Origin of the sequence: Burkholderia puraquae (assembly GCF_002099195.1) — a bacterium.
Taxonomy (GTDB): Bacteria; Pseudomonadota; Gammaproteobacteria; order Burkholderiales; family Burkholderiaceae; genus Burkholderia; species Burkholderia puraquae.
In genome coordinates, this window is the sequence record NZ_NBYX01000007.1 from 193,109 (window position 1) to 215,932 (window position 22,824).

Genomic DNA, 22,824 nt, shown 5'->3' on the forward strand with positions numbered 1-22,824 from the left:
CTCCCTGAGCGTGCCGTCGTTACTGGGTGGCCTTGCCGATGCCGATCACGAACGCATTGGCGGGCGGCACGGTTTGCTTGAACGACTTGTCGTAGTTGTCGAGCGCGGCCGCGGCGGCACCGCCGTCGACCCCCGGCGCCGACACCGAGGCCGCGTGTTCGGCGGCATGCGGGTCGATGATCTGGGCCTGGGTCACGGCGCGGACCGAATCGCCGAAGCGGGTGTCCCACACCGGGGTTGACGACATGCAGCCGGCAAGCGCGAACGCGAGCGGTGCGGCGAGCGCCGCGCGGCGCACGATGACGAGGTAGGCGGATTTCATGAGCTTCCCCTTGGATGGCTTCAACGATCGGTGGATTCGGGTGCCGTGCTCACGTGCGCAACCTGCGCCCGTGCAGCCGCCGTCACCCGCTGCTTCTGCCGCGCCGCCGACTGGGCCGGCGTGTCGGTGCCTGCCGCCGCGAGGCGCGCGGCGGCGGCCTCGATACGCGCGATGCGGGCCGCGTTGGCTGCACTTGCCGCGTCGGGCTGCGGCGCGGCGGCGGCGACCGGCGCAGGCGTCTTCTGCGGCTCGGCCGGCACCGGCGGCTGCGCGTCCGTACCCTGCGGCGCGCGCGGTGCCGGCAGCGCCGCGGCCGGGGCGGCGGGCGCTTCCGATTGCGGTGCCGGTGCGGGGGCCGGTGCCTGGGCCGGCGTCTGCGGTGCATCTGCCGCGCCGTGCGCCGGTTGTGCACCGGGCTTGCGCACGCCGCCGCGGCCTTCCATGTTGCCCGTCGCATACACGTCGACTTCGTTCGGCTTCGAGAAGCTGTCGGTCGGCAACGGCACGTCCGCGGTCTGCAGCGGCTTCACGAGGTGCGGCGTGATCACGAAGATCAGCTCGGTGCGGTCCTGCTGGAACGACGTGCTGCGGAACAGCGCGCCGAGCACGGGCACTTCGCCGACCCCCGGGAGCGCCTTCAGCGCACCGGTTCCGTTGTCCTTGATCAGCCCGCCGATCGCGAACGTTTCGCCGTCGCCCATCTGGACCGTCGTCGAGGCGCGCCGTGTCGTGATCAGCGGCAGGATCGACGTGCCGCCGATGTTGGTCGCGCTCAGCGTGACGCCCGTCTGCGACAGCTCCGACACTTCCGGCGCAACCCGCAGGCTGATCCGGCCATTACCCAGCACCGTCGGCGTGAACTTCAGCGCGACGCCGAACTCCTCTTCCTGCAGCGTGATGGACGACGTGCCGTTGCCGCTGCTTTGCGGGATCGGGATGAAGATCTTGCCGCCCGCGAGGAATGTCGCTTCCTGGCCGCTGATCGTCACGAGATTCGGCTCCGCGAGGATCTTGACCAGGTTGTCGGTGTTCTGCGCGTCGGCCGCGAGGTTGAACGGCTTGTTGTTCGCCTTGCTGAAGGCGATCCCGGTCGCGACGCCCGCGAGCAGGTTGCTGACCAGCGCGCCGCTCCACGAACCGAACCCGCCCTGGATGTTGAGCGCGCTGCCCATCTGGTTGATCAGCGTCTTCGACACCTCGGCCACCTTCACCTCGAGCATCACCTGCTGCGGCGACGTGACGTTCAGCATGTTGAGCACCCCGCCGCCGCCCTTGCCGCCGCCCGCCGGATCGCCCGCGCTGTCGCCGTACGCATGTGCGATCTGCACGGCCTGCTGCGCGGCCATCGAGCTCGACACGGTGCCGGCCAGCACGATCGTGCCGGCGGCGGTCGACACATGGATATCGCGCTCGTTCGGCATCAGTTGCATCAGCGACGCCTGCAGGCCGCCGGCATCCGCGCCGACCGCGACGTCGATCACACGGCATGCACCGCTCTTGCCCTGCACGATCATGTTGGTCGTGCCGACCGCGAGCCCGAGGATGTACAGCGTCTGCGGCGACACCATCGTGGCCTGTGCGACGGCCGGATTGCCGATCGTCCGATTGCGGACCGGCTCCGGCATCGGCACCAGCAGCGACTTGCCGAGCGGCACGCTGACGCTGGTCGATTCGCGCACCGCGCCGACGCAGTTCGGCCCGCGCAGCGGCCCGGACGACGCGGCCGGCGCGGCCGGTACCGGCGCCATGCTGATCGTCATCTGCATCGGCCCCTTGCCGGCCGCGGCCGGCGCGCTGGCGCCGCCCTTCGTCAGCACGGCCGACTCGATCCCTTCCTGGGCGAGTGCGCCATAAACGGTCAGCCATCCCGAACAAAGGATTGCGGCCATCATCGTGCCGCGTGCGACGCGTGTGCGCAGCGGGCCGGTACCTGTGCATTGCGGTTTGATCTTCATTTCGTCTGATCCCCCGAGAGACCGGCGCCGTGCCGGTTATCGACTTCCAGGGCCGCCGCGCGTTGCCGGTGGCCGTTTATGTGACTTCAATGAACTGATTCAGAAACACTCGACGCTGCCCTTCACCCCCGTCAGCACGCCGACGCAGTCGCGCCGGGCTTCCGGCGCCGCATGCGATGCGACGTGCACGCGTACCGTCTTCACACGGACGGGTGCCGGCGGCGCTTCGGGTGCGGGCTCCTTGCCGAGCAGCGTCAGCTTGGTCGCGCCGTCGGTGTTCAGCGTCTTCTGGTCGACCTGGTTGCGCAGCACGAGCGACAGCGTGCCGACGCTGCGTGCGAGGTCGAGCCGTTCGGCCTGGTCGGGCGTGACTTCCAGCGTCACCGCGTTGACGACCTTCGGCGCCGTGTCGTCGCGGCTGACCTGTTGCGCGACGGCGAGCACGAGGATGTGCTCGAGCACGATCTTCGAGATGCTCTGCCCGTCGGTCTTGCCCTGCTGCTCCTGCGTGTTGACGATCACGTCGACGTAGTTGCCCGGCAGCGCGAAGCCCGCGACGCCGACCACGTCGTTCACGCGCACCGTGATTGCGCGGCTGCCGTCGGCGATGACCGCGGACAGCCCGCCCTTCGTGCCGATCGGCGCGAGCTTCGACTCGATCACCGGCTCGCCGCGTGCAAGGCTGGTGCGCACGACGCGCCCTTCCAGCACCTTCGTATCGGTGAACGCGCCGGTGGGCACGCTGCCCGACGGCCAGCTGACCATGTGGATCTGGTTCGGCCCGAGCGGTTCGCCCAGGTTCAGGTCGGTGTTGGCCACCGCGACCGGCGTGACCGAGCTCGTGGATGTCTGTACCAGCCAGTGGGATGCGAACACGACCGCGGCAAGACCCGCGACCATCGCGACGACCAGCATCATGACCGCTCGACTGTTTTTCATGGCAATGCTCCTCGACGAATCGTGAAAGAAACCGCTCAACCGGTGACGAACGTACGGCCTCCGCGCTCGACGGGCGACGGATGGCTGCCGTCCCGTTCTGGCGCTGCGCCGAAGTAACTCGCCCACGCGTCGTACAGCGCGTCGTGCGTCACCTCGGGCGGATCGCCGCGATAACGCGCGCCGGCGGCCACGAGGCGCAACAGGTCCGCCGGAAAGCATGCGAGAAATGCCTTGCCGGTCGGCAGATGCAGCCGATGCAGCAGGAAGTCGAACGCATCGCTCGCCGATACGAGTCCGAGCGATGCGCAGGCCGCGTTGTACACCTGGCGGTAGTCGTCGATCGACATCGCACCGACGTGAAGCTTCGAACCGAGGCGGCGCAGGAACGCGTCGTCGCAGAACTGCTCCGGCAACAGGTTGCTCGAGAACACCGGCCAGACATCGAACGGCATCACGAAGCGGTTGCCGGATTCGAGCGTCAGGTAATCGACGCCGCGATCGAGCGGGCGCAGCCAGCGATTGAGCAGGTCGCGCGGCTCGACGCGCTGGCGGCCGAGATCGTCGATCACGTACATGCCCATGTTCGCCTTCATGTGCGGGGGCGCCTGGTAGAAACCGGCGGCCTCGTCGCGGCGCAGGTCGAGCTCGTCGAGCGTCAGTTCACCGCCCGATATCACGACCGGCCGTTTGCACAGGCGCCAGCGGCGATCGACCGACTGGCCGCCGGGCTGGGCCTCCGCGTCGACATGGACGAGCGGGTCGTAGATCTGGATCACTTCGCCGGCCGCGCAGATCGCATACGGCACCGGCACGCGGCCGTGCATCAGCGAACCGAGCCGCTCGGCGAGGAAGGTCTTGCCGCTGCCGGCCGGGCCGTAGATCAGCAGCGGACGGCCCGCGTTCAGCGCGGCGGCCGCCGCATCGATCAGCGACGTGTCGATCACGATGCCTTCGAACGCCGCCCACACTTCGTTCTGGCTGACGTGCAGCTCGCGCACCGAATGCGCGTTCAGGCACGCGAGATACGCGTCGAGCGTCACCGGCGCGGGCCCGCTGTAGCCGCTGCGCATGCGTTCCTCCATCGCGAGCACGCGGCCCGCCTCGGTCAGGCGGAACGTCACGTCGAGATCGGTCGCGCCGCGATGGGTGAGCTCGACGAGATGCTCGCGCACCAGGAACGCGAAGACGTCGTCGAGCACCGCAAGCGGCAGGCAGTGCCGCTCGACCAGGTCGCCGTACGACGGGCGGCCGAGCATCAGCGTCGACTTCAGCACGAGGCCGGAGACGAACGTCATGCTCAACCCGGTTTCCTCGAGCGAGCGCGGCGCCGTCGGCAGCTGCGCGCCCAGCTTCGTGTGCGCTTCCCGCGACGGCAACGGATCGGGCAGGCGTGCCACCTGTGCGTCGCGTCTCGGTTCGGTGTGATTCGTGTTCATGATCGTTGCGTCCTCGTTGCGGACACGTCGCGCTATGCGCACGACGCGAACAGCATGCCCAGCGTGCCGGCCGCGATCGCCACGCCGTACGGCAGCGTGCCGACCGATGCGATTTCGACGGGGCCGCCGGCGGCCTCGGCGCTCGAGCCTTGCGAGCGCCGCGCGATCAACGCGCGCACGTTCGCCCACATCTGGCGCATCCGCCCGCGCAGCAGCGCGAAGACGATGGCGCCAATCCCGCCGGCCAGGAAGGTGGCCAGCACGATGTAAAACGTCATTTCCGCGCCGACCCAGGCACCGATCGCGAGCATCAGCTTCACGTCGCCGGCCGCCATGCCGCGCAACAGGTAGAACGGCAGCAGCAGGCCGAAGCCGGTGGCGGCGCCGGCGAGCCATCCGAGTGCGCCTGCCACGACACCGTGCAACAGGCACTGGGCAACCAGCGCACCGGCCAGGCCGAGCAGGACGAGGCGGTTCGGGATGCGGCGGGTCGCGATGTCCGTGCTGGCCGCGGCGATCGCGAGCAGCGTCACGCACAACGGAACCGGGTAAGGCGGCGCAACAAGTAGCATGGCGAACCTCGCGGTCGAATCGGTGGAGTCGGTGGATCAGGAAACCATTGCCAGCGCGGTGGCCACGGCGGCCGTCACGGCCGTTGCGATCACCTCGTATGTATTGGCAAGCGAGCCTTTCAGCGTAACGACGCTGCCCAGTACCGCGACAGCGAACATCGCCGCGAGCAACGCATACTCGATCGACGTCACGCCCTGCTCGTCGCCGATCCAGCTGCGAACGACACGCATCCTGGCTTGCATGATGGTCTCCGGTTCCGGGTTGATCAGAAGACCGGGGACGGCTCGAGTACTGCACCGGCCGAGCCGTCCGCGGTACGGTCCATCAAAGGCCGGCTACCGCCGAATCCAGGTCGGCCGCGATCGTGCTGAAAACGGTCTTGAGGTCCTTGCCGATCGTCGACAGCGCGAGGATGATGCCGACCGCGATCAGTGCGGCGATCAGGCCGTATTCGATGGCGGTCACGCCGTCTTCGTCGCGAACGAAACGGCCGGCTTGTTGAATGAACTTGGACATGATGATCTCCTTGCATGGTGAATTTCAGGGTCCCCGCGTGCCGGCTGGTCGGATGACCGTGCATCGATACGTCGAGGAATGTTGCTAATGCCGTGTGGTGCAGACAAACGAGTTGAACGATTCGCTTGCCATGCCATCCATCAAAAGCCAGCTACTATCGAGTCCAGATCCGAGGCGATCGTACTGAACGCGGTCTTCAGATCCGTACCGATCGTCGTCAACGCAACGACGATGCCGATCGCGATCAGCGCAGCGATCAGGCCGTACTCGATGGCCGTCACGCCGTCGTGATCCTGGACGAACCACGCGATCTTTTCGATGATTCTTGACATGGGCATTCTCCTTTCGGACTGCTACTTAATTCCCTTCGTCGGTCAGGACGTCGGGGTTGGGCACCACCGGCACTACTCGAAAAATCGGGACGCGACGCTCAGCTGCGGGAGCGGGGATACACACCCCTGTCCGTGCGAACGGGTATCAGTGACGCAGAGAGCGAGCGAGGCGTGTACGGTGCGACCGGCCGGATGAACCGGGCAATCAGATCGACCTGAACGGCACGGCTGCCGTTCGACGCATGGAATCCAGTTGAACGGGAGACAAACTCCCGGATAAGCTGCAATATGCTTTTAACGCGGTTTTCAAACCGTGATGTGCTGTGGTCTTTCATTTTTTATTCCCCATATACGGCCATGCCGATTTTTTATTGCCCTGACAAAACCGGGTCTCATGGGTCACTCGACGAACGCTTGCGCGGTTGATCGAACTGGAGCTGCGTGTTCCCCGTCGCGCTCCGGCCCTCCTTTCCGCCCGTGATTCCGATGCTGGTTCCCTGTTTCGCTTGCCGGAACCGCCCGGTCGTCACATCGTCGACTGCCGTGCCAACGCTTACGCAAAGAGCAGGCCACCTCGGACAAAATCCAGGCGCAGCAAGGGTTCCAGCGATGCCTGCGTTCCCCGGCTGGCGCCCCGACGCGCGAAATGTTTCAAAATTGATATGTGTTTCCCTGCAAGCGCCGTAAGCCAGCATGCCTGCCGACGCGCTGCACAAAGGATCAAAAATTTTTACTCGGGACTTTCCCGAACACCGGCAGCCGCCCGTGCCTCACGCGATTGGCCGGGTGCCGAACCGGTCAAAATGACAGAATGTTTCAAGACAGAAACACAAAAACCGGCCGCGCGGATTTCTCATACCTGAAAATGCGGTTTTCACCTGCGACATCGACCAATCCAAATCCCGGCTTTCAGCGGGTGGTTTGCAATGCGCGATTTTTTCTTCAACAATGAACTCACCGGATAACGCCATTTCAGAGCGATTTGATCCGCAGGCACCAGAACATGAAACGGCTGCGACTGACCAGGCAGCCAAACTACATACGGGGAATCATGTACACCGCCAATCGCGAAATGCGCGGGCGTGCAATACGCCGCGTTCAATGGCTGACACGTGACCGGATCATTCCGTACAGCTGCATCATGCTGATGTTCTTCGCCGCGTTGCTGGTTACCTGGGGCATCGTGACGGACGGCTTCACGTCGAATGCCATCGTCCGGCCGGGCGTCGATTTCTCGGTCTTCTGGACCGCATCGCACCTGGTGTTGCAAGGCCATGCCGCGTCGGCCTACGACTCCTCTTCATTCCTGCAGGCCGAGTTCGCGCACTTCGGTGCGTATCTGCAGCACCGGCCGCTTCCCTGGCTCTATCCGCCGACGATGTTGCTGTTCATCGCTCCGGTTGCCCTTGTGCCTTTCCTGCCCGCATATTTCCTCTTTTTCGCGGGCAGTCTTTTATGCTATGCGTTCGCCGTCTCCCGGTTGTCGGGATTGCGCGCGCATCTTCCCGTGCCGCGCGCCGCGGCGCTCGTCGTGGTCGCGTACTCGGCCGTATGCATGGCCGCGCTATTCGGCCAGAACAGCATCCTGACCGCCGGCATCGCCGCGCTGGCACTGCACCTGCTCGGCAAACGCCCGATCGTCGCCGGCGTGCTGATCGGCTTGCTCGCGATCAAGCCGCAACTGGCCGTGGTGTTCCCGTTCGTGCTGATCGCGGCACGTGCGTGGCGCACGTTCGCGGCGGCCGCGATCACCGCGGCACTGTTCGCGGCCGCCGGCATCGCGCTGTCCGGCCCCGGCGCGCTGCACGGGTTGAGCCAGACATTGGCGACGGTGCGCGACCAGCATTTCATGCTCCCGTCGTACTGGCTCGCGTCGCCGACGCCGTTCGCCGCACTGCGGCTCGCGGGCATGCCGGTGGCAACCGCGCTGGCCGCGCAAGCGGCGGTTGCGCTGCTCGCGATCGCCGCGGCAGTCGACGTGTGGCGCCGCACGCACGACATGCGCCTGCGCGGCGCGGTGCTGGCCGTCGCCACGCTGCTGACGACGCCGTATCTGTGGAACTACGAACTGACGTGGCTCGGCATCGCGATCTTCTGCCTGATCGCGCACGGCCTCGACGAAGGCTGGCTGCCCGGCGACCAGGGCATCATCGTGCTTGCGTGGCTGCTGCCGATCTTCGAGATGTTCAACCGGCTGATGAAGCTGCCGCAGATCGGGCCGCTCGTGCTGCTCGCGGTGCTGTTCGTCATCGTGCGCCGCACGGCGCTCGAGCCCCGGAGCGCCCGATGAGATCGTCCCCTTCCGCGCGCCACGCGCATTCGGCCGCCCACGTGCATCCGGAGCTCCCGATCGCGGGCCCGCGCCGCTACCCGCACTGGCTCAATCGCGAGCGTGTGCGCCTCTATGCGGGCGCCGTGCTGGCGAGCGAGCTGCTGTTCATCTGCATCTACGTGATCCGCGTGTTCCTGTCGCACAACGGCGCGCTGCAACCGCTGTCGCAGGATTTCTCGCCGATCTGGAGCGCCGCGTGGCTCGCCGCGCACGGGCATGCGGCCGATGCATGGCATTTCCCCGCGCTGTTCGCCGTCCAGAAGCTCGCGATCCCGACGATGACGCTCGCGGACGGCACGCTGCCGTGGCTCTATCCGCCCTCCATGCTGCTGCTCGTGCTGCCGCTCGGCTGGTTGCCGTACACGCTGGCGCTCGTGCTGTGGCTCGGGCTCACGTATGCGCTGTTCGCGGCGACGATCCGTGCGACCGTGCAGCGCGATGCCGCATGGCTGTGCGCGCTCGCGTTCCCCGGCGCGTTCCTCACGGTGATCGTCGGGCAGACCAGCCTCTTCACCGCGTTGCTCGCCGGTGCCGGCCTGCTCGCGCTGAACCGCCGCCCGGTGTATGCCGGAATCTGCTTCGGCTTGCTGACGATGAAGCCGCAGCTCGCGATGCTGTTCCCGCTCGCGCTGCTGTGCGCGGGCCAATGGCGCGCGCTGGCCGCGTGGGCCGCGACGATCGCCTGCAGCATCGCGCTTGCGACACTCGCGTTCGGGGTCGGCCCGTGGCTCACGTTCGCGCATGTGATCGACGGCGTCTACGCGATCGTCGGCACCGGCCAGGCCAAGCTCGCCCGCATGCCGTCCGTGTTCGCACTCGCGACGATGGCCCACTGGCCCGCGATCGTCGCGAACGGCCTCCAGCTGCTGTCGGCCGCGACCGCGGCCATCGCCGTCATCTATGCGTGGCGCGGTGCGTGCGCCTATGCGCTGCGCGCCGCGACCCTCGCCTGCGCCTGCCTGCTCGTCAGCCCCTATCTGTACGACTACGACCTGACCTGGTACGGCATCGTGATCGCGTGGTACGCGCGCTATGCGTGGACGCATGGCTGGCGCCGCTTCGATCGCGAATGGCTGCTGCTTCTATGGCTGACGCCGCTCGCGGGCCTCGGGGTCGTGCCGCATCTGTCGTTCCAGTTCATGCCGCTCGTCACGCTGGCGTCGCTCGGGCTGCTCGTCAGCCGGATCGCACAGGAAAGACACGACGTGCCGTCGATGCCCGACGCACGCGACAACTCGACCGAGACCGGCTTCGTGCATCCGGTCCGGTCGCACCACCGCCCGGCGTACGAAATGCGCCGCACCGGCCGGCCGACCATCGGCGCGCATCGGTGAAGCGACATCACAAGGGGAATCATCATGCGGGAATCACTCTATACACCGCTCATCTCGCTGGTCGTGCCGTTCTATAACGAAGGCGAGGCCGTCGAGCGCTTCTTCGACGTCGTGATTCCGCTGATGACGTCCATCGACGCGATCCGCTTCGAGATCGTCTGCGTGAACGACGGCAGCCGCGACGACACGCTCGACCGGCTGATCCGGATCAGCGCCGGCGAGCGACGCGTGCGCGTGATCGATCTCACCCGCAACTTCGGCAAGGAAGCCGCGCTGACAGCCGGCCTCGACGAAGCCCTCGGCGACGCGGTCATCCCGCTCGACGCCGACCTGCAGGATCCGCCAAGCCTGATTCCCGTGATGATCGAGCACTGGCGCGACGGCGCGGAAGTCGTTGCCGCGAAGCGCAGCAACCGCGCGTGCGACTCGTTCGCGAAGCGCACCGCGGCCGCGATCTACTATCGCGTGCACAACCTGCTGTCGGACGTGAAGCTGCCCGAGAACGTCGGCGATTTCCGGCTGATGGACCGCAAGGTCGTGAACGCGCTGCGCAACCTACCCGAGCGGCATCGCTTCATGAAGGGGCTGTTCGCGTGGGTCGGCTACCGCACCGTGATCGTCGAATACCAGCGCGACCCGCGCAGCGCCGGGCACTCGAAATTCTCCGGCTGGAAACTGTGGAACTTCGCGCTGGAAGGCATCACCAGCTTCAGCACCGTGCCGCTGCGCAGCTGGACCTACATCGGCCTCGGCATCGCCGCGCTCGCATTCCTGTACGGCTCGTTCATCATCTTCCGCACGCTGCTGTTCGGCAATCCGGTGCTCGGCTACGCGTCGCTGATCTCGGTCACGCTGTTCATCGGCGGCATCGAGCTCATCGGGATCGGCGTCGTCGGCGAATACATCGGGCGGATCTACGACGAGTCGAAGCAACGGCCCGTCTACCTGATCCGCCGCCGCTACCAGGCGCACGGCAAGGTGATCGAGCTCCCGGTCGCGCGCGATGCGCGCCGCCAGATCGCACGCCGGCGCGTGCAGCCGACCCGTGCGCGGGTCGGCGAACGCTGACGCGCGCCGACGGCCATGATCAACTTGCTGTATGCCGAGCGCACGCGGCTCGTGCGCTTCGGCGTGTCGGGGCTCTGCTCGACCGCGATCCACACGCTGGTCGCGGCGGCGCTGTTCGCGCAGCTCGATGCGACGCTGGTGACGGCGAACGCGATCGCATTCCTCTGTGCAACGGCGTTCTCGTATCTCGCGAATACGCTGTGGAGCTTTTCGTCGTCGGTGCGCCCGCGCAATGCGGCGCGCTTTCTCGCGGTCACGCTGGCCGGCTTCGTCGAAACGATGCTGCTCGCACGGGCGGCCGAAGCGCTCGACGTGTCCCGCGGGATGAGCATCGTCACGATCGCGCTGCTGATTCCGCCGACGACGTTCGTGCTGCACCGGCTCTGGACCTACCGGTAAGCGCTCCCTCCTTCCCGCGGTTCCCGCACTCAGGTGCGCGGCAACCCCGGCGGATTGGTCTGCGACCGGTCGATCGCTTCGGCGTCGAGGCTCCAGCGGCCGAGCACCTTCCGGTAGCTGCCGTTCGCGATCAGCGCATTGATCGCAACCGTCAGCGGATCGGCGAGGCCGCTGCCCTTGCGCGTGGTGATCGCGATGTCCGCGGTGCGGGGCCAGCCGCCGCTCACGGTGCCGATCAGCTTCGCATCGCCGCGCAGCGACGCCTGGTACGCGAGCATCGAATTCACGCTGAAGATCGTATCGACGCGCCCCGACTGCAGCGCGACCCAGCGCTCCGCCGCATCCGCGTAATACTGGATCTCGACCGGCGCGAGGCCGCGCGCGACGTTCTGCCGGTTCCACTCGAGCAGGATCTTTTCCTGGTTCGTGCCCGAATCGGTCACGACGCGCAGCCCGGCCACGTCCTTCGGCTCGCGGATCGCGGCGATCCGGCTGCCGTTCTTCACGTAGAAGCCGAGCTGATCCTTCCGATAGGTCGAGAAGTCGAACTTCTCCTTGCGCTGCTCGGTCACCGTCACGTTCGAGATCACCGCATCGACCTTGCCGGACTGCAGCGCGAGCGGCCAGTCGGCCCATGAGAGCGGCACGATCTTCAGCTTGCGGCCGATGCTGTCCGCGACGAGCTGCGCGAGATCGGGATCGAAACCGACCACCGTTCGCGCATCGGTCGCATAGGTGCTGAGCGGCGGCAGGTTCGGCGCGATGCCGATCGTCAGCGTGTTCTCCTCGGCAAACCGGAAGCCGGCCGGCAACGCGTGCTCGACCGCCGGGTTCACGGTGCCGCGCTGCCGGCCGGGCTGCTCGGGGCTCAGGTCGAACGTCGCGGCCTGCGCGGCGACGCTGCCGCCGATCAGGACGGCGGCCAGCACGCGAACGACGCGCGCAACGGGATATGCTGTTCTTCTCATTTATTCCGGATTCCTTTCTGTTCGATGATGCGTGGGCCGGCGCGGGCGGGGCCGCACGATTTTCGCCGTCCGTCGCCGCCCTGCATTCCCGGCCCGCTCACGCGGGCGTCGCTTCGAGTTCGGCTGAGGCCACGGCCGCGCGTTGCGGTACCGGCTGTGCGGCCGGCGACGGGCGCGCCGCTTGCGACTCGCCCGCATACAGCGCCTTCGGATCGAAGACGCGCGCCTGCAGCGGCGTGAACGCGCGGAAATTCCACAGGCTGCGCGCGACGAACACGCGCTGCACCCAGCGGAACGCACGGCCGTTCTCGTCGTATTGCGGATCGAAGCGGTCGCGCGAATGCAGCGTGAAATGGTTGTTGATCAGCACCAGCTTGCCGGGCTGCACCTGCACGCCGAACGACACCTCCCGCACTGCGCGATACAAGTTGGCCAGCGCATCCTGCGCGCGCTTGTTGACCGCCAGCACCATGTCCGGATAGAACGCGACCGTCACGCGCGGCGCGTCGAGCGGCCCCGACAGCACCGCGCTCAGGTCGGTGTTGTCGCGCGGCGTCGGCGCCGCGCCGCGCCACCGGTACGGCACGCGGATGATGTAGTGCTCGCCGTAGAGTTGCGCGATATCTTCCGGCGACAGCAACTGCAGCGCGCGGCGCGCATCGGCGAGCCGCGTGTACGGGCCGCCGCCGGCTTCGCTGCGTACGCCGAGCAGCAGCAATGCGAACGGCGACGTATCGCCTTCCGGCATGTGCGCCTGCGCGGCGTTCTCGATATGGAAATCGAGCTCGACTTCGGAGCCCAGGCCCGTATAGTCGCGCGCGGTCGCCTTGTGCGGCGTGAGGTTGTTCACGAGCTCGCGGCCTTCGTGTGCGATCGAATACGGTTCGCCGGCCAGCGTGCTCAGTGCGACCAGCACGTTCTCGCTCAATACGCCGGCCTTGAACGAGCAGCCGGTTTCCTCGAACCTCGGGCTGCCCTTCACGTCGTCGTCGATCGGCAGGTTGTCGATCTCGATCGAGCCGTGCGCATCGGCGGTCGGCGCCTTCGCGCGATCGAACGCGTCGACGATCCGGTCGGGAAACGCGTTGTAGGCAAGCTTGCGCACCGCGCTGATGTAGCCCGCGCCACCGGCCGGATCATAGGCCAGTGCGCCGAGTGTCTTCCGGATGTGACCGGACTCCGCTGCCGTCAAAACGATGCGTTCATCTGCGAGATAGGTCATAGGTCTCTCGTATAAAGATCGGGGGTCGATAAGCGGTAGGCACTACCGCCGCGCGTTGCCGTCCTCGGGGCGCAGCGCTCGACAAGACTAGGAGACCGTCTTTGCATTGCGAAATGATATTAAGTCGATTGCTAACAAAAAAATTCGATATAAGTTCAGCAACGCCGATCGACGTCGGGCCGTACCGTTCGCACCGTCGCTTAACACGAATGGTTGTTAAAAAATCGCTGCTTATTATTTGTATTCGCTAACGGGTCGATGCTAGCTTTCTGTCGGATTCGACAATGCGGCCGGCCGTGGATCGGCGGCCGGCGCCCTCCCTCTGCCCTACGGAAACCCGCCAGATGAACCGATTCCGCCTGCTGCGCAGTTCGTTCGGAAACGACACGCCCGTGCGTGCGTGCCGCCTCGCCCGCGACTCGGCGCGGAGGCCGCGATGAGCGATCGCGCTCCGGCACTCGGCCGCACGCTGGCCACCGCCGCGCCGCTGCACCGCACGTCGCTGCGCGCGATTCTCCCCACCGTCGCGGCCGCGAGCCTCGGCTTCGCGATCGTCCAGCTCGACGTGACCGTCGTCAACGTCGCGATCCCGAGCCTCGGCCGTTCATTCGGGTCGAGCGTCCACGGGCTGCAATGGATCGTCGATGCGTACACGCTGTCGTTCGCCGCGCTGCTGCTGACGTCCGGCACGCTGGCCGACCGCTTCGGCAGCCGCCGGCTGTTCGCGTACGGCCTCGCGCTGTTCCTGCTGGCATCGCTCGGCTGCGCGCTCGCGCCGTCGCTCGCCGCACTGATCGCCGCGCGTGTCGCGCAGGGCGTCGGCGCCGCGATGATCCTGCCCACGTCGCTCGCGCTCATCACGCACGCGTGCGCGAACGACGCCGCCGCGCGTGTGCGAGCCGTCGCGTGGTGGAGCGCGACGGGCGGTGCGATCAGCGCAGCCGGGCCGACGCTCGGCGGCCTGTTGATCGATTCGCTCGGCTGGCGCGCGATCTTCTTCATCAATCTGCCGATCTGCGCGTCCGGGCTGTGGCTCACGCTGCGCCATGTGCGTGATTCGGCCGCCGCGCGCACGCGGCTGTTCGATCCGGCCGGCCAGATCGTCGCGGTGCTCGTGCTCGGGCTGCTGACGGGCGGGATCATCCGGGCCGGTGCGTACGGGGTTGGCGATCCGTATGCGGCCGGTGCCCTGGCCGCGTCGGTCGTGCTCGGCGCGCTGTTCGTCGCGATCGAGCGGCGCGTGGCCGCACCGATGCTGCAGCTCGCGTTCTTCCGGATCGCGCGCGTGCCGGGCGTGCTTGCGATCGGCGCGGTCACGAATGCGGCGTTCTACGGGCTGATCTTCTCGCTGAGCCTCTATTTCCAGAATGCGCGCGGTTTCACCGCGACCGAGTCGGGGCTCGCGCTCGCGCCGCTCACGATCATCATGCTCGCCAACATCGCAAGCGCACGGCTCGCCGTCCGCTACGGATTCCGCGCGACCGTCGTCGTCGGCCTCGCCGTGTCGCTCGCGGGCTACGTGTGGCTGTGGCAGACGCTCGGCGCGCACACGCCGTATGGGCTGCTGGCGCCCGGGCTCGCGGCGATGGCGATCGGCGGCGGCATCGCGATTCCCGCACTGACGTCGACGCTGCTCGGCAGCGTCGAGGCCGGCCGTTCGGCCACCGCGTCGGCGATCCTCAATACCGCGCGCCAGGTGGGCGCAGCCGTCGGTGTCGCGGCGCTCGGTGCGCTGGTCGCGGGCCAGGGCGCGGCAATCGTGGCCGGCGCGGCGCGCGGGTTCGCCGTCGCGGCCGCGCTCGTCGCCGTCTGCATCGTGCTGGCCGCACGCTGGCCCGGCGATGCGCCCGATACCGGCCCGCGGGCCTGAGCCCATGCCGCCCGCCCTCTTCAACCGATCCCACAGCCCAGCGAGGAATCCATGCCGCATCGCTTCATCGATACCGTCCTGATCGTCGACGGCGCGTCGACAGCCGCCTATCTGGCCCCCGCATTCCGCGCCTACGGCATCCGTTGCGCGCACGTGATCAGCGATCCCGATCTGCCGGAGATCTACCGGAACCAGTTCGTCCCGTCCGACTATATCCGCCAGGTCCAGCATCGCGGCGATATCGACGCGACGCTCGCGCAACTGAGCGACCTGCGGATCGGCGCGGTGCTGCACGGCCTCGATGCGGCGCTGGAACTGGCCGACACGCTGGCCGAGCGGCTCGACGTGCCGACTCGCAATCCGCTCGCGACCTCGGCCGCGCGGCGCGACAAGTACGCGATGAACGAGCGCATCCGCCAGGCCGGCCTGCGCGCACCGGCCCACTTCCACAGCACGTCGGTCGACGCCACGCTCGAATGGGCGCGCGCGCACGGCACGCTGCCGCTGGTGGTGAAACCGGCCCGCAGCGCGGGCGTGGCCGGCGTGAAGATCTGCAGGACGCTCGACCAGGTCGAGGCCGCCGCGCGCGACGTGCTGGCCACCCGTTCGCTGTACAACCAGCCGAACGACGACATCGTGATCCAGAGCTATTCGGAGGGGCAGGAATACATCGTCGATTCGGTGTCGTTCGAAGGCCGCCATCGGGTGGTCAGCCTGTGGGAAGTGCACCGCGACCGCACGCATGCGCCGCGGCTCGACAAGATGCTGGTGCTGAATCACGCCGATCCGCGCTACGCGCCGCTGCTCGACTACGCGGCCAACGTGCTCGACGCGCTGGACGTCCGCTTCGGGCCGACCCATCTCGAACTGTTCGATACGGCCGACGGCCCGACGATCGTCGAGCTGAACGCGCGGCTGCACGGCAGCCTCGATCCGCGGCTGACGAGCGCGGTCAGCGGCGAGAATCACGTATCGGCCACCGTCGAGGCCGTCCTGCATCCGGAGCGGCTGTTCGGCGAAGCCGCCGCGCCGACGGATTTTCGCGGCTACTGCGGGCACGTGCTGCTGCTGTCTTCGCGCAACGGCGTGCTCCGGCAGGATTTCACGTGGCAGGCGATCCAGGCGCTGCCGTCGTTCGTCGGGCTCAAGCAATGGGCCAAGGTGGGCGACACGCTGCGCGTGACGACCGACCTGCAGACGGCGCTCGGCACGGTCGGCCTCTACAGCCCGACGTTCGAGCGCTTGCTCGAGGATTGCCGGCGCATCCGCGAAATCGAGGCCGATTTCTTCGCGGACGAACGGGCGGTCGCACCAGCCTAGCGCGATCGGCGCCGCGCGCACGGTGCGATGCCGTGCGCAGCGCTAGCGGGCCAGCAGCGCGCCCGCCTGCCGGCCGAGCACCGCGCGCAATGTGTCGAGCTCGGGCAGCGCGGGCGCTTCTTCGGGCGTGACGAGATAGGTCGTCACGCTGTCGAGATCGTCGAACGCGTGCGCCCGCAGCTCCTTGCGCGCCACGTACTCGGTCGTGATCCGCTTCGGCAGGATCGCGACGCCCATGCCGGCCGCCACGCAGCCAAGGATCGCGCCGAACGTGCCGAACGACGCCACCGACTCGATCGCGATGCCGCGCGCCTTCAGCCAGTGCTCCGCGACCGCGCGATACGGGCAGCCGTCGTGAAACGCGAGCAGCCGCACCGGGTGGTCGGCCAGCACCTGCCGCCGCGTGGCCGTGGCCGCGCTCACCAGCACCATCTCTTCGGCAAACGCCGGCTCGTAGCGCAACCCGGGCCGGACGACCGCGCGCGCCGTGAGCGCGGCGTCGATCCGGCCGCGCAGCAGCGCGTCGGCCAGATCCGGCTCGCTGCCGATCTGCACCGCGAGGCCGAGCGCCGGATCACGCTCCTTCAACGCGGCGGCAAGCGCCGGCAGCCGCGTGGCGGCCGTGCTTTCCATCGAACCGAGCCGGAAGCTGTGCGCGACGGGCGTCTCGCGCACCACCTGCGTCGCTTCGTCGACGAGGCGCAGGATGCGGTCGCAATACGGGATCAACCGGCGCCCGGCGGCGTTCAGCACCAGCCGCTTGCCGTGCCGGTCGAACAGCGGCGCGCCGAGCGACTCTTCGAGCTGGCGCAGGCGCGCGGTGACGTTCGACTGCGTGCAGCCGAGCCGTTCGGCCGCGCGCAGCGCACTGCCTTCCTGAACGACGGCCCGGAAGGTTTCGAGCAGCGGGATGTTCATATCACTTTCCCTTGTTACAGATTCCGTTTATATCATTTTACTTCGTCAATAATCCGGATTAGCCTAGCGAATACCCGGTGCCGGACGGACCGTTTCGAAGGAATCCGCATGCCATTCTCAGCCTGCCCTGGTTGCACGACCGTCCGCCGTCATCGCGAGGCTCGGCCATGCGCACGCTGATCGCCGCGCTGGTGCGGCGCGGCCCGACCGTGCTCGCATGCGGCGTCGGCCTCGGGCTGCTGGTACCGCCGCTCGCGGCGCTCGCGCGGCCGCTGATGCCCGTCACCGTGTTCCTGTTCGTGCTCGGCACGCTGCTGCGCGTCGAGCCCAGCGCGGTGCGCGCGGTCGCGCGGCGGCCGGCCGTGTCGCTGCTGCTGCCCGCCGCGACGATGATCGCGTGCCCGGTCGCGCTCGGCATCGCCGCGCGGCTCGCCGGCATGCCGTACGACTGGGTCGTCGCGCTGGTGATCGCGTACTGCGCGCCGCCGTCGAGCGGCACGTCGACGATCGCGCGGATGCTGTCGCTCGACGCCAGCGTCGCGCTCGTCGCGACCCTCGCGTCGATGGTCTTCGTCCCGCTCACCGCGCCGCTGCTGACGGCCTGGTTCAGCCACGATGCGGCCGTGGCGATCTCGCCGCTGAATCTCGCATTGCGGCTCGCGCTGCTGATCGGCAGTGCCGAGGGGGTTGCGCTGCTCGTGCGGCGGGTTGCCGGCTCCCGGCTCGACCGCTATGCGACGCCGATCGATGCGACCGTCGTCGCCGCGCTGCTGGTGTTCGCGCTCGGCACGATGGCCGGCATGCAGCAGTCGATCATCGACGCGCCGCACCGCGCCTTGACCGCGATCGCACTCGCGTTCGCCGTCAATGCAGGCTTCCAGGTCATCGCGTACGGGCTCACGCCCGGCGACGTCCGCACGCGGCTCAATGTCGCGCTGATCGTCGCCAATCGCAACGTCGGCCTGATGTGGGCGGCGCTCGGGCTCGCCGCGACACCGACCATGGCGCTCGTGTTCACGTGCGCGCAGTTGCCGATCTATACGCTGCCGCGCGTCGTCCAGCATCTGCTGCCGCGCCTCGAAGCGCAGCGCCTGCGCCGGCGTGCACGCTAGCCGGCACGCGATGCCGCTCCACTCTCCCGTTATCGATCAAGGATCCCGCATGAAGCGACTCATCGTGATCGGCGCCCGCGCCACCGGCAGCAGCCTCGCGCTCGTGCGCGGTGCGCTTGCACGCCAGGTGGCCGTGACCGTCGTCACCGCGCCCGGCCATCGTCTCGACGGCGTGTTTCCCCCCGGCGTCGAGACGATCAATCTCGAACCCGACGCCGGCCAGCTCGCCGGCTGGCTGCGCACGCGCTATCCGGACGAGATCGACACGCTGCGCGTGACGACCGCACACGACACCTATGCGCGCACCGCCGCGTCGGTCGCCGACGCGCTCGGCCTGCCCGGCCCCGACGCCCGCCACGTCGCGCACGCGGTGTCGAAGTCGAACCAGAAGGCGCTGCTCGCCGCGCACGGCATCCCGGCCGCGCGATTCGTCACGGGCACGCTGGCGGCGCCGGCAGCACTCGCGGCCGCGGCCGCCCCGTTGCGTTTTCCGGTCGTCGTCAAGCCGTCGGAAGGCTCGGCGAGTGACGGCGTGCGGCGCTGCGAGGACATCGCCGAAGTACGCGCGCAACTCGACGCGCTCGCCGCCGGGCAAGCCGATGCGTTGTCGCTGGCGGCCGAGCGCATCGTGGTCGAGGAATTCCTGAGCGGCAGCGAATACTGCGTCGAGTATTTCGACGGCCGGTACGTCGGCGCGCTGCGCAAGCTGAAGCGGCATGGGGCCGGCTTTCTCGAGCGCGGCTATACGTCCGAACTCGATCTCGATGCGGGCACCCTGCGCGCGCTGATCGACGTCGGGTCGCGCGCCACGGCGGCCGCCGGGCTGACATGGGGGCCCGTGCACCTGGACTGCATCGTGCACGACGGCGTGCCGCACGTGATCGAACTGAATCCGCGCATCGCCGGCAGCTTCATCTGCGACATCGTGCGCGACGGCTACGGCTTCAACGTGGCCGAAGCGTTGCTCGACAAGCTCGACGGACGCCGGGTGGAGATTCCCGAGCTGTTCGAACCGCATGCGTATGCGCGCGCCGAATTCCTGCTCGACAGCGATCCCGGCGCGTGGCGTTTCGCGCAGGCGGGCGAGATTCACGACGGCACCGTCACGATCAGTTACGGGCCGCAAGTGCTGCCGGATCGCGAGCGGCGTGCGTTTCTGTATGTGCGGGTTGGGCTGCCGACCGCGCACGGCGCGCACGAGACGCCAGCGCCTCCCGGCTCGTCGGCCCACGGAACGCCGGTCGCACAACCGGCCGTTTCCGGTTAACGTAGCGGTCGACACAAGACCTGCGCAGCTCCGGTACGTGCCGCGCGATTTCCCGATCCCTACCCGCCTCCATTCACCATGACGACGCTGTTCTCCGCCGTGTATCCGCGCACGCTGCGCACGTTGACCGACCGTTTCACGTCCGGCACCGCAACCCGTATCGAGGCCTGGCTCTTCGAAGACGAAGCGGCGCGCCGCGATGCCGAACGCACGCTGGCCGCCCGCGGCATCGACGCGGTGTTGCGCAGCGCGTACAAGCCGCTGGTGCATTTCTTCCTCGAGGAATTCGAGCCACCGCGCACGGGCCGGATCGTGATCCGCACGCCGGCGGGTGCACACCAGCGGTTCCGGCTCGAAGCGTATCCGCTCGCGGGCTGGCTCGCGCCGCTCGCATTCGCGTTCGAGCCCGGCGACGATCCCGCGCACTATGTCGTCGAAGCCGACGGGGCGACGCACCGCGTCTTCGCGCCGAACGACGCGACCGCGTCGCCGTGCGGCTGGCTGCGCGTGTGGCACGGCGACACCCTGATCGAGGACACGCCGCTCGTCACCGAATTCGAGGCGGCTACCGCCGCGACGCTGGACGCGCTGCGCGCCTACCCGTGGCCCGACCGCGCACCGTTCTTCGACATCCTGCGGATCGCGATCGCCACGTCGGGCATCGAACGTACGCTGCCTTATGGCGAGGAACTCGTCAGCACGCTCGACGCGTGGCACGAAGACGCCTTCTACGGCGCGGCCGAATTCTTCCATGCACACGCGGGCCGCGACGCGTCCGACCGGACGCTGCAATCGGGGCAGATCGTGCCCGAGATTACGCGCACGCAAGGCGATACGACGGTTCGGATCACGCTTGAAACGCCTATCCGCGCGGCAACGGCGGAAGCCGAGCCCACCCCGGGTGAAGCGCTCGCGACGCCGGACGCGCTCGCGGCGGTCGGCCAGCCGCTGTCGCCGCCCGACGTCGCTCGTGCGCTCGGCGCGCTGCCGGGAGAGCGGTTCGCCGTCACCTCGCATCAGGGCCGCGGCGTGAACGGCATTCACGTGCGCGGCGCGTTGCCCGGGCTCGTCATCACCGCCGGCCAGCATGCCAACGAGGCGTCGGGCGTCGTCGGCGCGCTGCGGGCCGCCCATGCGCTGAACCTGCGCGCGAACGCGCACTACGCGCTCGTGCCGCTCGAGAATCCGGACGGCGCCGCGCTCCATCATCACCTGCGCGCCACGCACCCGACGCACCTGTCCCATGCCGCGCGCTTTACCGCGCTCGGCGACGACCTCGAAGCGCGCACGCAACCGCCGTTCGGCGAAAAAGCCGCCCGGCTCGACGCGATCGAGCGCACCGGTGCGCGGCTGCACCTGAGCCTGCACGGCTACCCCGCGCACGACTGGACGCGGCCGCGCAGCGGCTACATCCCGCGCGGCAGCGAGCTCTGGTCGATTCCAAAGGGCTTCTTCCTGATCCTGCGTCACCACGCAGGCTACGACGGCCTGCCGTTCCTCGATGCACTGACCCGCACGTTGTCGCAATCGGATGAACTCGTCGCGTTCAACGAACGGCAAATCCACGCGTGGCACGCGCACGCGGGTGACCTGCCGTTCCCGCGCATCAACGGCATTCCGTGCCATGTGATCGAGGATCATCGCTCGACCGTGCCGTTCACGCTCATCACCGAGTTTCCCGACGAAACGATCGAGGGCGACGCGTTCCGGCTGGCACACACGACGCAGACGCGCGCCGTCGAGCTGGCCGCCGAGCTGTACTGGGGCGGCCTGCTCGGCTGACCGGCACGCGCATTCGACCATCATCCCCCTGGAGACCCGGGTCGGGACGGCGGCATCGGCACGCCCATCCGCAACAGGTCACGCTGAATCGGACAAGAACCGCGTGCCGTACCCGGCCGAACTTCGCTGGACTGTGGCGACGCCGGTGCCGCACACGGGTCAATCAACGGCGTGCTGCCCGTCAACCGATGCTTTGCACGCCGAGTTGCGGACTGGCGCCGTCACAAACGACGCCCCAACAGTTGCCCCGGCCAACCCTCCACGTCGAAGGTTGAAATTCGCTCGTATCCGCAGGATTCGTAGAAACGCACCAGCGCGCCAGTCCCGCCGCCATAGCAGTCCACTCGCAAGCGCGCCACGCCGGCAGCCCGGGCGCGTTCGTCCGCGAAGGCCATCAGATGCCGGCCGACACCCCGCGCCCGCGCATCGCGCGACGCAACCAGCACGCGCACGTAGACTTCCGGCTCGGTCGCGGGCGGCACGTAAGGCATGGACTCGCCCAGGATCAATGCGCCCAGGACGCGACCGTCCTGATCCTCCGCTACCCACGCGTCGGGCAGCGCACAGGCTTCCGTCACGAGCGCAATCCGCCTGGGTTGAGTCGACCAGGGCTCGCTGCCCCATTGCCCCTCGTTGCCGACGTCGACGAACCACGCAATCACGTCGTCGAAGATCCCCAGCACGGCCGGGGCATCCAGCGCGCTGGCACGACGGATCACCCGTTCGTCCGTTCCTGTCATCGTCACGTTCAATCACTCCTGCGCCAGCGTCATCGACTGGCGCGCAATGGGATGTAAAGCCGGGCTGCCCAGGGACCCGCGATGGAAGCCAGGCGATCAAGCCTGCTACGGTACTGAAATTCCACCCTGCCGATCAAGGCGAGACCGCCCGCCATTCGACATGACGGATTGCCTTCGTGACAAGCCCGGGAGATCAGCGCCACGCGGGTGTCAATCGACCTTCACACGCATGGACGTGGCCGCCCCACGCCAGCGAGCCGCAACTTTGCCGGCGAATCGGCGCGGTAACGGTGGTTCGGTGCGTGGCGCGGGTGCCGAGCCACCATGCTGCAGCGCATTGCCCATGGCGCTCGCCTGATCCGGCAGGCCGACGCGCCGCCTGCTCCATACCGAATCGCAGCGAATCGATTCCCGCGCGA

21 protein-coding genes are annotated in these 22,824 nt (G+C 68.0%); 9 read left to right on the forward strand and 12 right to left on the reverse strand.

The genetic code is table 11. The features are described from left to right. Nucleotides 1-19: 19 nt before the first annotated feature. The 8 genes from B7G54_RS16345 to B7G54_RS16380 form a co-directional block, all read right to left on the reverse strand. On the reverse strand, nt 20-322 hold the full coding sequence (locus B7G54_RS16345) for a hypothetical protein (RefSeq protein WP_085039988.1): 303 nt from the start codon (nt 320-322) through the stop codon (nt 20-22). A gap of 20 nt (nt 323-342) precedes the next feature. Then, on the reverse strand, nt 343-2,277 hold the full coding sequence (locus tag B7G54_RS16350) for a type II and III secretion system protein family protein (RefSeq protein ID WP_085039989.1): 1,935 nt from the start codon (nt 2,275-2,277) through the stop codon (nt 343-345). A 99-nt stretch (nt 2,278-2,376) separates the two neighbouring features. Next, nucleotides 2,377-3,216 carry a Flp pilus assembly protein CpaB gene (cpaB, locus tag B7G54_RS16355; RefSeq protein ID WP_085039990.1) on the reverse strand — a complete coding sequence of 280 codons (840 nt, stop codon included), beginning with the start codon at nt 3,214-3,216 and terminating at the stop codon, nt 2,377-2,379. Nucleotides 3,217-3,251: 35 nt separating this feature from the next. Next, nucleotides 3,252-4,652, reverse strand: coding sequence for a P-loop NTPase family protein (locus B7G54_RS16360; protein ID WP_085039991.1), 1,401 nt, complete (start codon nt 4,650-4,652; stop codon nt 3,252-3,254). Nucleotides 4,653-4,684: 32 nt separating this feature from the next. Then, a complete protein-coding gene (locus tag B7G54_RS16365; protein ID WP_085039992.1) occupies nt 4,685-5,224 on the reverse strand; it encodes an A24 family peptidase in 540 nt (179 codons plus the stop codon). Between the two features lie 36 nt (nt 5,225-5,260). Next, nucleotides 5,261-5,467 carry a Flp family type IVb pilin gene (locus B7G54_RS16370; RefSeq protein ID WP_085039993.1) on the reverse strand — a complete coding sequence of 69 codons (207 nt, stop codon included), beginning with the start codon at nt 5,465-5,467 and terminating at the stop codon, nt 5,261-5,263. An 82-nt stretch (nt 5,468-5,549) separates the two neighbouring features. After that, nucleotides 5,550-5,741: a Flp family type IVb pilin gene (locus B7G54_RS16375; RefSeq protein WP_085039994.1), complete on the reverse strand. Its 192-nt coding sequence runs from the start codon at nt 5,739-5,741 to the stop codon at nt 5,550-5,552. A 140-nt stretch (nt 5,742-5,881) separates the two neighbouring features. Then, nucleotides 5,882-6,073, reverse strand: a complete 192-nt coding sequence (locus B7G54_RS16380; protein WP_085039995.1) for a Flp family type IVb pilin — start codon at nt 6,071-6,073, stop codon at nt 5,882-5,884. Nucleotides 6,074-7,124: 1,051 nt separating this feature from the next. On the opposite strand from B7G54_RS16380, the gene B7G54_RS16385 reads away from it, so the two are divergent. From B7G54_RS16385 to B7G54_RS16400, 4 genes are read left to right on the forward strand one after another with little or no spacing between them, the layout of a single operon-like run. After that, nucleotides 7,125-8,363, forward strand: a complete 1,239-nt coding sequence (locus B7G54_RS16385) for a glycosyltransferase family 87 protein (protein WP_085039996.1) — start codon at nt 7,125-7,127, stop codon at nt 8,361-8,363. Further along, the gene (locus B7G54_RS16390) at nt 8,360-9,739 is read left to right on the forward strand and encodes a glycosyltransferase family 87 protein (protein ID WP_085039997.1); all 1,380 of its coding nucleotides are present in this window, start codon (nt 8,360-8,362) and stop codon (nt 9,737-9,739) included. Before B7G54_RS16385 ends, B7G54_RS16390 begins: the two co-directional genes overlap by 4 nt. A gap of 24 nt (nt 9,740-9,763) precedes the next feature. Beyond that, nucleotides 9,764-10,807: a glycosyltransferase family 2 protein gene (locus tag B7G54_RS16395; RefSeq protein ID WP_085039998.1), complete on the forward strand. Its 1,044-nt coding sequence runs from the start codon at nt 9,764-9,766 to the stop codon at nt 10,805-10,807. A gap of 15 nt (nt 10,808-10,822) precedes the next feature. Further along, nucleotides 10,823-11,206: a GtrA family protein gene (locus B7G54_RS16400; protein ID WP_085039999.1), complete on the forward strand. Its 384-nt coding sequence runs from the start codon at nt 10,823-10,825 to the stop codon at nt 11,204-11,206. A 29-nt stretch (nt 11,207-11,235) separates the two neighbouring features. Here B7G54_RS16400 and B7G54_RS16405 read toward each other — a convergent pair whose 3' ends face one another. After that, nucleotides 11,236-12,174, reverse strand: coding sequence for an ABC transporter substrate-binding protein (locus tag B7G54_RS16405; RefSeq protein ID WP_085040000.1), 939 nt, complete (start codon nt 12,172-12,174; stop codon nt 11,236-11,238). Between the two features lie 97 nt (nt 12,175-12,271). Continuing rightward, entirely contained in the window at nt 12,272-13,396 is a 1,125-nt protein-coding gene (locus B7G54_RS16410) for a TauD/TfdA family dioxygenase (protein ID WP_085040001.1), read from the reverse strand. A gap of 436 nt (nt 13,397-13,832) precedes the next feature. Between B7G54_RS16410 and B7G54_RS16420 the strand changes: the two genes are divergently transcribed. Together B7G54_RS16420 and B7G54_RS16425 are read left to right on the forward strand one after the other, a co-directional pair. Then, nucleotides 13,833-15,266 (forward strand): MFS transporter, encoded by a 1,434-nt coding sequence (locus B7G54_RS16420; protein ID WP_085040002.1) that lies wholly within the window; start codon nt 13,833-13,835, stop codon nt 15,264-15,266. A gap of 51 nt (nt 15,267-15,317) precedes the next feature. Next, nucleotides 15,318-16,586, forward strand: coding sequence for an ATP-grasp domain-containing protein (locus tag B7G54_RS16425; RefSeq protein WP_085040003.1), 1,269 nt, complete (start codon nt 15,318-15,320; stop codon nt 16,584-16,586). Between the two features lie 42 nt (nt 16,587-16,628). Here the strand turns inward: B7G54_RS16425 and B7G54_RS16430 are convergent, their stop codons facing one another. Further along, nucleotides 16,629-17,504, reverse strand: coding sequence for a LysR family transcriptional regulator (locus B7G54_RS16430; RefSeq protein ID WP_085040004.1), 876 nt, complete (start codon nt 17,502-17,504; stop codon nt 16,629-16,631). A gap of 167 nt (nt 17,505-17,671) precedes the next feature. On the opposite strand from B7G54_RS16430, the gene B7G54_RS16435 reads away from it, so the two are divergent. The 3 genes from B7G54_RS16435 to B7G54_RS16445 all read left to right on the forward strand — a co-directional run bounded on the left by B7G54_RS16435 (nt 17,672) and on the right by B7G54_RS16445 (nt 21,665). Next, entirely contained in the window at nt 17,672-18,616 is a 945-nt protein-coding gene (locus B7G54_RS16435; RefSeq protein ID WP_085040005.1) for a hypothetical protein, read from the forward strand. Between the two features lie 49 nt (nt 18,617-18,665). Beyond that, the gene (locus B7G54_RS16440) at nt 18,666-19,883 is read left to right on the forward strand and encodes an ATP-grasp domain-containing protein (RefSeq protein WP_085040006.1); all 1,218 of its coding nucleotides are present in this window, start codon (nt 18,666-18,668) and stop codon (nt 19,881-19,883) included. 78 nt (nt 19,884-19,961) lie between these two features. Continuing rightward, nucleotides 19,962-21,665 carry a M14 family metallopeptidase gene (locus B7G54_RS16445; protein WP_085040007.1) on the forward strand — a complete coding sequence of 568 codons (1,704 nt, stop codon included), beginning with the start codon at nt 19,962-19,964 and terminating at the stop codon, nt 21,663-21,665. 221 nt (nt 21,666-21,886) lie between these two features. Here B7G54_RS16445 and B7G54_RS16450 read toward each other — a convergent pair whose 3' ends face one another. Beyond that, nucleotides 21,887-22,405, reverse strand: a complete 519-nt coding sequence (locus tag B7G54_RS16450; RefSeq protein ID WP_208864960.1) for a GNAT family N-acetyltransferase — start codon at nt 22,403-22,405, stop codon at nt 21,887-21,889. Between the last annotated feature and the right edge of the window lie 419 nt (nt 22,406-22,824).

Bases quoted from the DNA above. Each gene is read 5' to 3' on its own strand.
- B7G54_RS16445 (WP_085040007.1), top strand. From the start codon at position 19,962: ATGACGACGCTGTTCTCCGCCGTGTATCCGCGCACGCTGCGCACGTTG.
- B7G54_RS16425 (WP_085040003.1), top strand. From the start codon at position 15,318: ATGCCGCATCGCTTCATCGATACCGTCCTGATCGTCGACGGCGCGTCG.
- B7G54_RS16365 (WP_085039992.1), bottom strand. From the start codon at position 5,224: ATGCTACTTGTTGCGCCGCCTTACCCGGTTCCGTTGTGCGTGACGCTG.
- B7G54_RS16395 (WP_085039998.1), top strand. From the start codon at position 9,764: ATGCGGGAATCACTCTATACACCGCTCATCTCGCTGGTCGTGCCGTTC.
- B7G54_RS16350 (WP_085039989.1), bottom strand. From the start codon at position 2,277: ATGAAGATCAAACCGCAATGCACAGGTACCGGCCCGCTGCGCACACGC.
- B7G54_RS16400 (WP_085039999.1), top strand. From the start codon at position 10,823: ATGATCAACTTGCTGTATGCCGAGCGCACGCGGCTCGTGCGCTTCGGC.
- B7G54_RS16430 (WP_085040004.1), bottom strand. From the start codon at position 17,504: ATGAACATCCCGCTGCTCGAAACCTTCCGGGCCGTCGTTCAGGAAGGC.
- B7G54_RS16435 (WP_085040005.1), top strand. From the start codon at position 17,672: ATGCGCACGCTGATCGCCGCGCTGGTGCGGCGCGGCCCGACCGTGCTC.
- cpaB (WP_085039990.1), bottom strand. From the start codon at position 3,216: ATGAAAAACAGTCGAGCGGTCATGATGCTGGTCGTCGCGATGGTCGCG.
- B7G54_RS16345 (WP_085039988.1), bottom strand. From the start codon at position 322: ATGAAATCCGCCTACCTCGTCATCGTGCGCCGCGCGGCGCTCGCCGCA.
- B7G54_RS16440 (WP_085040006.1), top strand. From the start codon at position 18,666: ATGAAGCGACTCATCGTGATCGGCGCCCGCGCCACCGGCAGCAGCCTC.
- B7G54_RS16380 (WP_085039995.1), bottom strand. From the start codon at position 6,073: ATGTCAAGAATCATCGAAAAGATCGCGTGGTTCGTCCAGGATCACGAC.
- B7G54_RS16450 (WP_208864960.1), bottom strand. From the start codon at position 22,405: ATGACAGGAACGGACGAACGGGTGATCCGTCGTGCCAGCGCGCTGGAT.
- B7G54_RS16370 (WP_085039993.1), bottom strand. From the start codon at position 5,467: ATGCAAGCCAGGATGCGTGTCGTTCGCAGCTGGATCGGCGACGAGCAG.
- B7G54_RS16390 (WP_085039997.1), top strand. From the start codon at position 8,360: ATGAGATCGTCCCCTTCCGCGCGCCACGCGCATTCGGCCGCCCACGTG.
- B7G54_RS16360 (WP_085039991.1), bottom strand. From the start codon at position 4,652: ATGAACACGAATCACACCGAACCGAGACGCGACGCACAGGTGGCACGC.
- B7G54_RS16385 (WP_085039996.1), top strand. From the start codon at position 7,125: ATGTACACCGCCAATCGCGAAATGCGCGGGCGTGCAATACGCCGCGTT.
- B7G54_RS16405 (WP_085040000.1), bottom strand. From the start codon at position 12,174: ATGAGAAGAACAGCATATCCCGTTGCGCGCGTCGTTCGCGTGCTGGCC.
- B7G54_RS16410 (WP_085040001.1), bottom strand. From the start codon at position 13,396: ATGACCTATCTCGCAGATGAACGCATCGTTTTGACGGCAGCGGAGTCC.
- B7G54_RS16420 (WP_085040002.1), top strand. From the start codon at position 13,833: ATGAGCGATCGCGCTCCGGCACTCGGCCGCACGCTGGCCACCGCCGCG.
- B7G54_RS16375 (WP_085039994.1), bottom strand. From the start codon at position 5,741: ATGTCCAAGTTCATTCAACAAGCCGGCCGTTTCGTTCGCGACGAAGAC.